This window comes from Tepidibacillus decaturensis (assembly GCF_001561915.1).
Classification (GTDB): domain Bacteria; phylum Bacillota; class Bacilli; order Tepidibacillales; family Tepidibacillaceae; genus Tepidibacillus_B; species Tepidibacillus_B infernus.
In genome coordinates this window covers 1,548,516-1,562,966 of the sequence record NZ_LSKU01000001.1, presented here as the reverse complement: position 1 = coordinate 1,562,966, position 14,451 = coordinate 1,548,516, and the positions used below count along the sequence as shown (strand labels likewise).

At 36.7% G+C, this 14,451-nt stretch carries 8 protein-coding genes; all 8 read left to right on the top strand.

Annotated features, from left to right (window positions below; all coding sequences use genetic code 11):
- Positions 1-256: 256 nt before the first annotated feature.
- The gene (locus tag U473_RS07495) at positions 257-3,493 is read left to right on the top strand and encodes a PD-(D/E)XK nuclease family protein (RefSeq protein ID WP_068724937.1); all 3,237 of its coding nucleotides are present in this window, start codon (positions 257-259) and stop codon (positions 3,491-3,493) included.
- Positions 3,493-7,071: a UvrD-helicase domain-containing protein gene (locus U473_RS07490; RefSeq protein ID WP_068724936.1), complete on the top strand. Its 3,579-nt coding sequence runs from the start codon at positions 3,493-3,495 to the stop codon at positions 7,069-7,071. Before U473_RS07495 ends, U473_RS07490 begins: the two co-directional genes overlap by 1 nt.
- Positions 7,072-7,259: 188 nt before the next feature.
- Positions 7,260-8,153: a hypothetical protein gene (locus U473_RS07485; protein ID WP_068724933.1), complete on the top strand. Its 894-nt coding sequence runs from the start codon at positions 7,260-7,262 to the stop codon at positions 8,151-8,153.
- A gap of 87 nt (positions 8,154-8,240) precedes the next feature.
- Positions 8,241-9,986 carry a sensor histidine kinase gene (locus tag U473_RS07480; protein WP_068724932.1) on the top strand — a complete coding sequence of 582 codons (1,746 nt, stop codon included), beginning with the start codon at positions 8,241-8,243 and terminating at the stop codon, positions 9,984-9,986.
- 19 nt (positions 9,987-10,005) lie between these two features.
- Positions 10,006-10,776, top strand: a complete 771-nt coding sequence (locus U473_RS07475) for a LytR/AlgR family response regulator transcription factor (RefSeq protein WP_068724926.1) — start codon at positions 10,006-10,008, stop codon at positions 10,774-10,776.
- 153 nt (positions 10,777-10,929) lie between these two features.
- The gene (locus U473_RS07470; protein ID WP_068724924.1) at positions 10,930-12,360 is read left to right on the top strand and encodes a carbon starvation CstA family protein; all 1,431 of its coding nucleotides are present in this window, start codon (positions 10,930-10,932) and stop codon (positions 12,358-12,360) included.
- A gap of 35 nt (positions 12,361-12,395) precedes the next feature.
- A complete protein-coding gene (locus U473_RS07465) occupies positions 12,396-12,692 on the top strand; it encodes a CC/Se motif family (seleno)protein (protein ID WP_068724922.1) in 297 nt (98 codons plus the stop codon).
- A 371-nt stretch (positions 12,693-13,063) separates the two neighbouring features.
- The gene (gene mgtE / locus U473_RS07460; protein ID WP_068724917.1) at positions 13,064-14,428 is read left to right on the top strand and encodes a magnesium transporter; all 1,365 of its coding nucleotides are present in this window, start codon (positions 13,064-13,066) and stop codon (positions 14,426-14,428) included.
- Positions 14,429-14,451 lie beyond the last annotated feature (23 nt).

Genomic DNA, 14,451 nt, shown 5'->3' with positions numbered 1-14,451 from the left:
TCTTTTTCATACCCGTTGCGAAGTCCGTGCAAAAAACACAGACACAATACAAGTGTTTTTTGACATAACTTCACAACGTTTTGCAAGCTTTTTAATAAATATTAGCCAAACTATCTAAGCATGAAATGGTTTGACTCTCAAGGAAATTGGGATTCCTACCCATTAACTGGGTAAGTCCTGAATGTATCGTACTCCCCAACCATCGTAAAATGTGTTAGCATGATAATAATGAGCTTACATGGTGAGGAGTTTTTTTATGAAACGAATCGTGTTGCATAAAGATTTTAGTCCTTTAGGCAAGGGTCTTCAAACCATTCAACCCCTTTCATCTACTAAAAAATGGATCTATCTGGTACCGAGTGGATCGTTGATTCCTAAAGTAAAAGAGATGTTGCTAGATATAAAGCAACCTCATGTTCAAAAGGGAATTGAAGTGATGACTTTTGACCAAATGATGCGACAAATTGCTTTAAATAGTGAACACTCTAAGATGCTTACTCCTTCTGAACAGGAGTTATTGGTCAAACATGCTGTTGAACAAGTACATAGGGAAAAAGGCATCATTCATTTTTACGAGTCAATGAATAAAACTGGATGGCTTCATCAAGTGGAGATGTGGATCGGTGAAATCAAACGGGCAGGGGTCACCCCTGATCAGCTGATTGCTTTATGGCAAGAAGATTCACAAAAAAATAAAGAATTAGCATGGATCTATGAGGCCTACCACCAATTATTACAAAAGTACGCTTTGATTGACCATGAGGAATCTTATTATTTGTTTTTACGACAATTAGAATTAGGGGAATCATTACATGAATACATGGGTGTGGTGACAGACCAGTTTTATGATTTTTCACCCATTCAAATGCAGGTGTTGGATAAATTAGGGGGTCTTGGCTTAGATATCATCGTTCATTTAGCGGTTGATGAACAACGCCCTGAATTATTCCAATGGACGTTAAATACGATTGACTTTCTAACGAACTTAGGTTTTCAACAAGAGAGAAACACTGAGGAAAATCAAGAGATGCAATCCAAAGTTTCACCAACCATCAACCATCTCAAAAAAGCAATCTTTTCCCCGTTTCCTGAAAAAATCGATGCACATCAATCCGTTCATTTACTTGCTGTTCCTGGTAATAAACGGGAAGTCGAAATGGTTGCGGCAGAAATCAAATCTCATGCTTTGGGACAAGCGATTCCTTTACATGAAATGGCGATCATTGTGCCACAAATGGAACGGTATAAAGTGGTTATCTATGAAGTGATGGAGAAAGCTGGGATTCCGATTCGTCTTGCCAAAAGACAACGACTGATAGAAAATCCTTTTGTTCAAGCGATCATTAGTCTTTTAAAAGCCATGAATGGACAAAAGAACGATTGGTTGTCGATGTTGGTTAGCCCTTATTTTAAATGGAATCAAGAGATTGATCCTTACCAACTTACACAAATCTTTCGCTCATGCGGATATCCCATGACACAAAAGAGCTGGAATGAAAGATTCATCTCCTATAAACAGAGATATGAATCAAAAGAAAACGAATTAAAAAAATATGATGACGTCATGCAAACAATTTTTAAGTTGGCTGAGATTGCACCCAAAAAGGGGATGAATCAGGAATATATCCAATTTATCAATCGATTAGAGCAAACATTACAAATAAAAGAACAGATTAAGCAATATTTCTTTTCAAATCCTACAGAGGAAACGGCATTTCGTGATCTAAAGGCTTACGAAAAGTGGCAGGAAGTGAAACAGGAGCTTGCGATGATGGATCAATATATGGAAGGAGAACATGGGGAGAATCAGGTCGATTTTTGGAACTGGATCCAATCTTTAATTTTGGCATGTGAGAAAAGCGATTATGATTTTACGCAAGGGAAAAAACAAGGTATTTCAATTTTACAACCCAACCAAATACGCGGACAACAATTTAAAATCGTGTTTATTCTTGGGTTGGTGGAAGGAGATTTCCCACGACCGATCAAGAATGACTGGCTTATGCCTGACCAAGAACGCTATGAGTTAAGAAAACAGGGGATTCATTTAAATCTTTCTAGGGAATACGAGAATCAACAAAAGTATCATTTTTATCAAAGCATTGCTTCAGCTACAGAACAACTATACCTTGTCTATTCCTCTAAGAATGAGGAAGGAAAAGAATGGTTACGCTCTTTCTTTATTGAAGAATGCTTAGAATGCATCATAGAGGAAACGTATGATACAAAAACCCTTGATGTGTCTGACCTTGTTCCACGAGATTTTCAGGATTGCGCCCATGAAGAGCAATTATGGAATAAAGTGTTTAAAGAAAATCATGATCTGATCAAAGACATGCTTAGAGAACAAGATGAGGAAAAAATACGAAAAATAGAAAATGGTATTTCCAGTGAAAAAGAACGGGATTTGTTATTTTCCTCATATGATGGCAATTTACAACAAGCACAACATGTTGAAGAAATGAAGCAATGGATGACGAAAAAGGTTTGGAGTACATCTCAATTAAATCAAGCAAGTCAGTGTCGTTTTGCTTATTTTGCAAAAGATATTTTAAAATTAACGGAGTGGGAAGAACCAGAGGAATCCATGTCCCCAAATGAAAAGGGAGATTTGATTCATCGTGTATTACAACGCTTTTTTTCCCGTTTTCGTAAAAATGGTGGAGAGATCTTTCAGCCCGAGTTACAGGGGGAATATGAAAAATGGTTGCTACAAATAGCTGAAGAAGAATGGCAAGTCTTTCTACACCAGAATGAGCGAACCATTCATCCCGTATTAAGTGATTTAGATTGGCAAAAAGTTGTACAAGATCTAAAACAGATCGTTCGTCATGAACAATCTTGGCGAAAAAAAAGCGGATCTACTCTTTATCCACAATACCTTGAGTTTTCCTTTGGCATGCCCATTGATGAAGAAATGCTAAGAAAAGAGGAAATTGATCCTCTTTCTACGACTGAGAAGGCAGAGATTCAATTAGCAACGAAAACGTTAGTATTAAGGGGCAAAATTGATCGTATTGATGTAAATGATGAAGGACAGTTTGTAATTTATGATTATAAAACGGGTCAACCTCCGGAAAACAAAGAAATTAAACAAGGAATCCATCTACAACTTCCACTTTACTTATTTGTTTTGGAATCTCTATTCCATTTTCCATTAGATCTTGCGATTGGAGCTTCCTTTTATACCCAAGGGAAAAGGAATGACAAAGGGGAAATCGTGGATAGCCGGAATCGTGGTATTTGGAAAAATGATTTCTTAGATCAAGTAGGAATCAGTAACCGAGTTGGTTCTAAAATAGACGAAGAAGAATGGCAACAGTGGGTAGAAGAAATGAAAATAAGAATCGAACAATTGCTCACTGAAATGGAACAAGGAGATTTTTCTGTATTGCCAAGCACAGAATGTCCAAGCTATTGTCCTTTTCAACATATTTGTCGAAAAGATGAAGAACGCATCAAAAACAAAATCCGGCTAAAGGAGGGAGTCTAGTGGCTTTTCCTTTAACAGATGAACAACGATTTGCAGTAGATACGTTACATCTAAATTGTATTGTTCCTGCAGGTGCTGGCTCAGGAAAAACGAGGGTACTTGTAGAAAGATACCTTAAAATTATTGAAAAATATGCAGACGTTCCAAATATAATTGAACAAATCGTGGCTATCACCTTTACTGAAAAAGCAGCAAAGGAAATGAAAGAACGGGTTAGAAAAGGAATGGTTGAAAGAAGGGACCAAGCTTTTGAAAGTGGCGATTTAGATGCTGCCAACCTTTGGCGAAACAATATTCAACGGTTAGAACGGGCATCCATCTCTACCATTCACTCCTTTTGTGCTAAGATATTGCGGGAATTTCCTGTAGAAGCGAAGGTTGATCCGGAATTCCAAGTACTTGAAGCAACAGATACTAAGTGGATTCTTGCTGATACGATTGAAAGGGAATTTAAAAAATTTCTAAAAGAAGAGAAGGAAAAAGGAATATCTCCTTTTTATCAGTGGGTTTCTAAAGCTGGTTTTTCTAGAGTTTTTAAACAATTGCAAAAGGTATATGAACAAATATCAAACACGGGGATCGATTTTACACAGATTAAAGAATTAACTGAAGCCCAGTTCCGTTTTTCTCCCTACCAATGGATCACTGGAATTGACCAACTGATTGAGGCAGGAGACGGATTGTTTAATAGTGATAGTAATTATAAACGTTTTAAAGAATATCGGGAACAATGGCCAAATGTAAAACAACAAATCGTCTTGGCACAAGAAGTTGGAGAAGGCCTTCAAGAAGCGATCAACCAGATGATCGAAATCACCAGTGGTCAGTTTGGTAAAGGTTTGGTTTCAGCTTTAAGGAAAAAAGCCAATGATCAGGCCAAAGAGTTAAATCAATGGCTAAAAGCGATTGAGTACCATGAATGGGAAAAAGAATATTTGACAGGCTTTTATCCTTTGTTACAAAAAATAGATGAGGCATTTCGACGTGAAAAAAATAAACGCAACAGCTTGGATTTTGATGATTTACAATTTCAGGCCATTCGTTTGTTGGAAGAAAATCAAGAGGTAAAAGAAAAACTGAAAAAAAGAATCTCCTATTTAATGATTGATGAATTTCAAGATAATAATCAGGTTCAAAAAAGGCTGATCTCATTGCTTTTAAAGGATGATAAACAAACCATCCAACCAGGTCGTTTATTCGTTGTTGGTGATCCGAAGCAATCGATTTATCGTTTCCGTGGGGCAGATGTCCATGTTTTTAAAAAAATGGAACAGGAAATCAGTGCAATGGAAGGAAGAATTGCTCCATTGCAATATAATTTTCGCTCTCATCCAGATATTATTCAGTTTGTAAACTTTTTCTTTGAACAAGTCATGTCCAGTGATGAAACGTCGCCAAATTATTATAAAGAAGCGATTGCGAAGAAGGAAAAAATCGCTGAAGATGAAGTGGTTGAATTTATTCCTATATATCATGATACAGATGATGAGCAATCTGTACGGGAAAAAGAAGCCACCTATATTGCTAAACGAATCGAACAGTTAGTTGCTAGAGGAGTAGAACCGAAAGAGATCACCATATTATTTCGTTCCATGTCCCAAGTGAAAATATATGAACAAGCTCTTTTGAAGAAGAATATTCCTTATTATGTGGTAGGAGGACGCGGGTTTTATCAAAAACAGGAAATCTATGATCTGTTACATGTGTTAAAATATCTAATCGACCCTACCAATAAAATTGCTTTAGCCGGGATTCTTCGTTCACCAATGGTTGCTATCACTGATGATACGCTATATCATTTGCTGACAAAAGATATATGGAACAAACCATTTAATCAATGGCGTAGTGCGATAAACGACTTAGCGCAAACAGAAATAGAAAAAGTAGAACATTTTGTTCATTGGGTTTCTCTACTTAAAAAAGAAGTAGGAAGAACGAAAGTGTCTGTACTATTAAAAAAGATTTTAGAATTGACACATTATCAAACGATTTTGTTTGCTTTACCACAGGGAGTCCAAGCCGTTGCAAACGTGGAAAAACTGATTAGGCAGGCTGAACATTTCCCGGGAGATAACCCTTACTCTGTCTATGAATTTTTACAACGGATAGAACGCTTAATCGAGGAATCTCAAGAAGAAACAGAGGCAGCTGTGGAATCGGAGACAGGAAACACTGTAAAATTGATGACCATTCATCAATCAAAAGGGCTAGAGTTTCCCTATGTTTTTGTTCCAGATTTGTCACGAAAACCAGTCAATGACGATTCATTAATCCGCTTTAATTCGAAAATGGGGCTTTCGTGTAAAGTGCCGTTGTTAGAGGGAGAATGGGAGGAACCCATTCGTTGGTTGTACCTTTCTAAAATAGAAAAAGAGTTAGAACGGGATGAATCTGTACGGGTATTCTATGTTGCCGCAACAAGAGCAGAGCAAAAACTGATTCTATCTGGAAAAGTCGAACAAGTGAAAAAAGAAATCGAAGTTAGTGAGGTCTTATCTACCAACACCTGGAGCAAATGGATCGATGTTGTCTTAAAATATGAAACGATCTCATTAGGGGAAGCGATTTGGCATTATCCTTTGAAAAATGGAGAAGTTGGGAGAATAAAAGTTATTCACTATGATGATCAAGAAACATTGCAAGAATCTGATTCAATGGATGAAGTTGAAGCTGTAAAATCTAGTAAGAAAAATACGAATCGGGAAATAAAAGTTTTAAATTACACCAAACCATTACAAGTTTCAGCAGAAGATACAAGGTACAGTGTATCATCGATTAAACGTTATCAACAATGCCCACGATACTATTATTTTACGGATCGTCTTTCATTGTTTTCGACATTGGATTGGTTGAATGAAGAAAAGATCGATTTTAATGAAGAAGATGTAGAAATGGTTGGTGAAAATACTGATGAAAATAATGGTACTAACTCACTAAAGACTGAACAATTAACACCAAGTTTGAAAGGGACGATTGTTCATCAACTGTTAGAAGCTCTTACTCACCAACCTGATCAAATTGGTGATTGGCAGAAACTTTTACAAAAGAATTTAATTAAGCAAGGGATTAGGGTAGAGAATATAGTAGACACGGATTGGGAAGTTTTCCAAACCGAAGTTCATCAGTTTGTAGATTATTTCCAGCAAAGCCCGTTTTTCAGACAACAACCATCTGATTCCTATTTAACAGAGTATGATTTTATCCTTTCACTAAGGAATGGGAAAATCTTTGGAACCATAGACCGTCTTGACATACATTCGGATGGAACCTTTTCAATCATTGACTATAAAACAGATAAAAACGTAGACAAAGAGATTTATGAACCGCAAATTCTCACTTATGCCCTTGCAATACAAAAGAATCTAGACTTAAAACCCGCAAACGGCTATTTATATTTTATTCGACACAATCAGATTGAGTCGATTGTAATCGATGAAGCACGATTATTAGAGTGGGAAGAACAATTAGAAGAAATAATGAACAAGATCAACCAATCCCAAGCCCAGGAAGATTTTACTCAGAATCTTGAACATTGTAGCCGATGTGCATTCAAAAATCTATGTTATAAAAAAGATTGAAGTATAAAAAAATAAATGAAACTTTTTGCCCAGCTGCTACGTCTTAATAATGTAGATTCAATTTTTCTGATAGCCCATAAAAGTGACGTAATTCTTTCAAGCTTAATCCGATTACTTTTGCGGGATCCCATTTTAATTGGAAAAGAAAGCTATGCTTTGTTTATTATTTACGAAGGCCGGGATTTCATATGAAAAGTTTTTCAAAAATAATTATAGGGTTACTTCTTCTTAGTCTCTTGTTAACAGGTTGTAATCTTTTTGATAACGATTCACAAAAACACTTGGTCGAGCCACAGGTACCAGAGAATCCACAGACCCCAAAGAACCCTCAGAATCCTTCTTCTGGGACAGTAAATACGTTACAAGAGGCTTTTCCAACTTCACTGATATTTAAAAAACCTCAAGATTTTATGGAAATCATCATTCCAGGGTTTCGTATTGGTTTAACAAAAGAACAAATTCAAGAAAAATTGGGGAAACCGAATTTGGTCCAAAGTAAACAAATTGAATGGCAGAATCTAGAAGAATGGATTTATGATGATGTTAATGGGTATCGATTGGAGTTACAATTTGATGAAAGGAATCAGTTGATTAATTTTCAATTGAGCAAATACTTAACGGCTAGAGGGATTGTTCCTACTATTTTGAATAGGCAGGTTCCAACTCCAGGCTCACCTCTTACTTATTCAGAATTAGGCTTCCAAGAGGTGATTTTAGGTTCAACTGTTGATGAAGTGACTGGCCATTTTGACCAACCTATGATGGCCTATATGAGTTATGACGAAATGTATGGATATGACCTTGCTATGGTCTACCAAGGAATTACTGTTCATGCTTTATTAGAAACAGAAGAACCCTATGTACATTTGATAGAGACTAATGATGATGGATTGATACCGACAGATCGGGGCATTCAAGTTGGAAGTTCAGTCGATGAGGTAATCAAACAATACGGTCCCCCTTCCTATGATTGGCGGGAAACAGGTGATCTTATTTACTCCACTGATGACTATTGGTTTGCTATTAAATTTAAAATTGAAGATGACAAGGTTCAATCTATTTCCATCTATGAAGCATCATAGCCACTTAAAAAGTGGCTTTTTATTTTACCCTTTGAAATGGTAACATGAAAGAAGACAAATCATTTCTATTAAAGGGGTCATCATTTTATGTTCCAGTTACTTCTACTGATGATTGAACGAATCGGTTTAATTGTGACGATCGCATTTGTATTGACTAGATCAACCACTTTTCGCAAATTAATTGACCATAAATCGGACACCATCACTAAGATTAAGCTAGCGATTTTATTTGGCTTATTTGGCATTGTAGGAACCTATACTGGAGTTGCGATCCAACCTGAAACTCATGGTTCTACATTATGGATCAAAGATATCGTTCAAATTGATTTTGACGAAGCATTGGCTAATTCTAGGGTAGTTGGTGTTGCGATTGGAGGATTATTAGGAGGACCAGTGGTTGGATTAGGGGCTGGTCTCATTGCTGCGGTTCACCGTATGCTTTTAGGTGGTTTTACTGGGTTAGCCTGTGGCATGTCAACTATTACGGAGGGTTTAATGGCAGGGATGGTCTATAAGAAATTTGGCAATCGTCGCATCGTTTCTACTAGCATGGCATTTTTGACAGGTTTTGTTGCTGAGACGGTACAAATGTTGATCATCCTATTACTTGCTAAACCTTTTGATAAAGCATGGGCATTAGTACAAGTGATTGGACTACCAATGATTATCGCTAATAGTATTGGTATCGCTATTTTTATTGCGATCATTCACAGTGTGATTCATGAAGAAGACCGGATTGAGGCCAACCAAGCACAAAAGGTCTTACATATTGCTGATCAAACCCTTGTACATCTACGTAAAGGATTGAATGAAGAATCTGCCACTGAAATTGCAAAGCTATTATTAAAAACAACAAGGGTTTCAGCTGTCTCGATTACAGATAAACATCGGATATTATCCCATGTGGGTTTGGGAAGTGACCATCATATTCCAGGTCATTCATTGTTAACGGAGGCAACCAAACGAGTTTTACAAACAGGAAAAATATATGTAGCAAAATCAACCGATGAAATACGCTGTGAACATCCAAAATGTCCTTTACAGGCAACCATTATTGTCCCAATCAAGAAATCAAATCAACCAATAGGAATTTTAAAATTTTACTTCTCTAACCCTAAGCAAATTCGACCTGTAGATAAGGAATTAGCATTAGGTCTAGGGAGATTGCTTTCTCACCAGCTTGAAGTGATTGAAGCAGAAAAACAAGCCAAGTTAGTGACTGATGCCGAGATTAAGGCATTACAAGCGCAGGTAAATCCTCACTTTTTATTTAACTCACTAAATACAATTGTCGCTTTGATTCGTACACAACCTGATTTAGCACGTAAATTGCTGATTCAATTAGGACATTTTTTTCGCCAAAACTTGAATGCGTCAATGTATGAACTCGTTACTTTTAAACAAGAACTTGAACATACACAAGCTTACCTAAATATTGAACAAGCAAGATTTTCTGAAAGGTTAAAGGTGAATTTTGACATTGATAAAAAAGTTGAGCATGTATTATTGCCCCCATTAACATTACAGCCTTTAGTAGAAAATGCAATTAAACATGGTTTGAAGAACAGCCAACAAGAATGGATGATTGATATAACTTTAAAAAAACAGGGTAATCATTCCATGATTTCCGTAAAAGATAACGGAATTGGAATGGAAGTAGAGCGAATCAACCAATTGCTTTACCAACGTGTAGAATCTGTATCTGGAACTGGATTAGGATTATATAATGTACACCAACGTTTACTTGGACGGTTTGGCGAAGAGTCAAGGCTTCATATTGAAAGTGAAGTAGGAAAAGGAACATTGATTTGGTTCCTGGTACCAATTGGTTAAAGATGGGAGTGAATAGGCGATGACCATAAAAGTATTGATTGTGGATGATGAGTCTTTAGCTAGGGATGAGCTACGATATTTATTGAGTCAAGAGGATGAGATAGAGGTCGTTGGGGAAGCGGAGAATGGAGAAGAGGCCTTAACGAAAATTTTCAATTTAAATCCAGATATCGTATTTTTAGATATTCAGATGCCTAAAGTTGATGGATTAACAGTAGCTAGAACTTTGCTAGACTTAAAAAAGAAACCTTTCATTATCTTTGCAACGGCTTATGATCAACATGCGATTCATGCTTTTGAAGTGAATGCGATCGACTATTTGCTCAAACCTTTTGACGAAGATCGTGTGATGAAAACCATTGAAAAGATTAAAGAAAAATTAAATCATCCAAATCAAGAAGTTTTTTTTAAATGGCTCGAGCAATTAAGAGAAGGTTCCAATCAGCAGTCTAAACATACTTCAAAATTAGCTGTTCAACTTGAAGAACGCGTGCTTTTAATCGATCCAAATGATATTGTATATGCCTTTCGAGAGGGTCGGGGTGTCCTAATCAAAACATTTGCGGAAACCTATACCACCAAATACACGTTACAGGTTTTAGAAGAAAAATTGAAGAACTTTTCCTTTTTTCGTGTACATCGCAGCTATTTAGTAAATTTAAACCATATTCAAGAAATGACTCCTTGGTTTAATGGTGCATATACTTTGACGATGAAAGATCAACAACAATCTAAGGTTCCTGTAAGTAGACAATTTGTCAAACCACTAAGAGATGCACTAGAGCTTTAATACGAATACCAAACAGGACAAAATAATCGCCATTCATACCAAGATTTGAACATTTTAGACAAAATTTAGACACAATTTTTCCTTCTTTTATTAAAATTGAATTTGAAAACGATTGCAAATTAATCAACATAAGAGAAAGAGGGGAAATGTATCATGATTACTTTCTTATTATCATTTGTAGCTCTTATTTTAGGTTATATTTTTTATGGGCGATATGTTGAGAAAGTATTTGGTGTGAATGAAAATAGGCAAACACCTGCCTATGTAAGTAATGATGGTGTGGACTTTGTACCTATTGATTGGAAAAAGGGAAGCTTGATTCAGTTATTAAATATTGCAGGATTAGGACCCATTTTTGGGCCTATTTTAGGGGCATTGTGGGGTCCAGTCGCCTTTTTGTGGATTGTATTAGGTGGGATTTTTGCCGGTGCAGTTCATGACTACTTCTCTGGTATGCTATCCGTAAGAAACAATGGTGCACAATTACCTGACTTAGTTGGTAAATATCTTGGTAATGGTATGCGTCAATTTGTTAACGTGTTCTCTTTAGTATTACTGATCTTAGTTGGAGTCGTTTTCGTAACAGGACCTGCTTCTTTAATTGTCACACTAACACCTGATTGGATGACTTTAGGAATTGTAAGTGCCTTGATTTTCGCTTACTATATTTTGGCTACTTTATTACCGATTGATAAAATTATCGGGAAGATTTATCCATTATTTGGTGCTTTATTGATTATTATGGCGATCGGTGTCGGGGGAGGATTGCTTGTTAAAGGTTATCATATCCCTGAATTAACATTAAGCAACTTACATCCAAAAGGATTACCAGTTTGGCCATTACTCTTCATTACGATTGCTTGTGGTGCGATTAGTGGTTTCCATGCTACTCAATCTCCACTTATTGCACGTACCATTCAAAATGAAAAATATGGACGTAAAGTATTTTATGGCATGATGATTGCTGAATCCATGATCGCTATGGTTTGGGCAGCAGCAGGAATGGCTGTTTTCAATGGAGTTGATGGACTACAAGATGCATTAGTACAATATGGTGGACCAGCAGGAGTTGTGCGCCAAGTCTCTATTTCTATGTTAGGGGCAGTTGGTGGAACTTTTGCAATTATCGGTGTCATTGTATTACCAATTACCTCAGGAGATACTGCGTTCCGTGGTGCACGTCTTCTCATTGCGGATTTCTTAAAACTAAGTCAACGTAAAATTAGTAAACGCTTAATGATTACACTCCCATTATTTGCAGTGGGTTATAGTTTAACATTAATCGACTTTAACTTCTTATGGAGATATTTTTCCTGGGCGAACCAAACAACAGCGATGATCCTTTTATGGGCGGCAGCTATGTTCTTAGTACAAGAAGGAAAGAATTACTGGATTGCAACGATTCCAGCGACTTTTATGACAGCAGTATCTTTCACTTATATCTTACAAGCGCCAGAAGGATTTGGATTGCCAACAACGATTTCATACCCAGTAGGGTTAATCATTACAGCAGCAATCGTCATCATCTTTGCGCTTAAGGCTATCAAAACAAGAAAACAATATTCAGTTTCATTAGAAAATTAGAGAACAGTAAAATCTTTTAGAGAGGTGAGAAACGGATGAAACCTATTATTCCAGTCTTTGACATTCAAATCGAGTTGACTGAAAGGTTAAAAGAGTATATTAAGAATAATGGGGGAATTCTTACCATCGCAGAAGCACCTCAAACAGGTTGCTGTACCAACTTTCTCTTCGTTGGGGCACAACTAGGCAAACCTAAGGAAGAAGGATATTATCGAGTCCTTGAGGAGGAAGGTATTCAGATCTACTGGGATCCTTTTATCCTCAAAAAGGACAAAAAATATGAATTGGATTTAGAAGGATTGTTTAAGTGGAAAACGATTGTGGTCCATTAATGATAGTCTGATAAGAAATATTATAGTGAAAAACGGTAGCTATAAAAACAGCTGCCGTTTTTTTTACTCAACTACCAATTGATCTTCGTATTCTCTAACTTCCCAACCTTTCTTAAATAAATGGTCCATAAACTATTCATATCCCCCATGACTTATCGATCTTACCTTTACAGATAAATGCTTGTTCGTTATGATAGGAGTGTTGAAAAAAAATAAACTCTCTTCTTTTTTGAAGGGTTTATTGAGGTGACGAAGTTGAAAAGTGACCCGAGTCCTAGGTGTATAAAATTAAATATGGATGTAGAGGGTAGCTTTATTTCAACTTGATGAACTGGATAAATAAGCTCCCTCTACAGAATGGAGGGAGCTTTATGGTTATTTTAGATGAAACAAACAAAGAAGAATTTTTCCGAGAATTAGTCCGCTTCATTGAATTAGGTCAAATAGAGCTATTTCGAAAAGATTTTTTTGATCTGCACGTTTATGAGCAAACCGAGTTTTTTCAAGGATTAAATGAAGAAGATCAAAATAGACTTTTTCAATTTTTATCTCCAGAAGAGATGGCAGATATCTTTCAGCATTTGCCGATTAAGGAACAGAAGATCATCTTTGGACGTCTTGAACCGACCTATGCTTCTGCGATGCTTGCACAGATGTATGTGGATGATGCTGCAGACTTTTTAGGTGAATTGGAAGTTGAAAACCAAGACCAATACCTTAAATTATTAAATGTTGAAGAAGCAAAGGAGATTAAAAGCTTACTCAACTATCCAGAGGATACAGCTGGTGGCTTGATGACAACTGAATATGTGGCCATTCCAGCATTTTATACTGTTCAACAGGTGATTATGCAACTGAAAAAAGAAGCCCCAGATGCAGAAACAGTCTATTATTTATATGTGGTTGATGAGGAGCATCGATTAGTTGGGGTATGTTCATTAAGAGACTTAATCATCGCAGATTCAAGTGCACTCATTAAAGATATCATGTCTGAACATGTTGTGTCTGTTTATGCCGGACTAGATCAGGAAAAAGTTGCCGATATTGTTCAGAAGTATGATTTTTTGGCATTGCCTGTCATCGACGAACAAGAACGTTTAGTAGGGATTGTTACGGTTGACGATGTAATGGATGTCATGAGTGAAGAGGCGACAGAAGACATCTCGAAGTTTTCGGCGATAAATGGTCATGATCTTTTTGATACGAATTCTTTCGAGTCAGCCAAACGTCGGTTACCTTGGCTAATTATGCTTCTTTTTATTGGAATGGGAACCGCAACGATTATTGGTCACTTTCAGGCAACATTACAGCAAGTAACGATTCTAGCAGTCTTTATTCCGTTAATAGGTGGTACAGGAGGGAATGCTGGGACTCAAGCCTTGGCTGTCGTGGTAAGAGGATTATCTATTGGAGAATGGGAGAAAAAGGATCTATTACACATGTTAAGAAGAGAGCTAGGGACTGGATTAATTACTGGTACAGTTGCTGGATTGATGATTACCTTAATCACCTATTTTTGGCAGGGTAATCCGATGTTAGGCCTTGTCGTTGGTTTATCCCTATTCTGCACTTTGGTTGTATCAACTTTATCTGGAGCAACGATTCCCATTTTAATTCAACGTTTAAAGATTGATCCAGCTGTTGCTTCAGGACCATTTATTACAACGATTAACGATATTGTGGGGATGATGATTTATTTTGGAATAGCAACGTTATTTATGAGTTTCTTATTATAGGTTATCCATATGTCATTTAAGGG

Coding starts and splice junctions, on each gene's coding strand:
- U473_RS07495 (WP_068724937.1), top strand. CDS start 257: ATGAAACGAATCGTGTTGCATAAAGATTTTAGTCCTTTAGGCAAGGGT.
- U473_RS07485 (WP_068724933.1), top strand. CDS start 7,260: ATGAAAAGTTTTTCAAAAATAATTATAGGGTTACTTCTTCTTAGTCTC.
- U473_RS07480 (WP_068724932.1), top strand. CDS start 8,241: ATGTTCCAGTTACTTCTACTGATGATTGAACGAATCGGTTTAATTGTG.
- U473_RS07475 (WP_068724926.1), top strand. CDS start 10,006: ATGACCATAAAAGTATTGATTGTGGATGATGAGTCTTTAGCTAGGGAT.
- U473_RS07470 (WP_068724924.1), top strand. CDS start 10,930: ATGATTACTTTCTTATTATCATTTGTAGCTCTTATTTTAGGTTATATT.
- U473_RS07465 (WP_068724922.1), top strand. CDS start 12,396: ATGAAACCTATTATTCCAGTCTTTGACATTCAAATCGAGTTGACTGAA.
- mgtE (WP_068724917.1), top strand. CDS start 13,064: ATGGTTATTTTAGATGAAACAAACAAAGAAGAATTTTTCCGAGAATTA.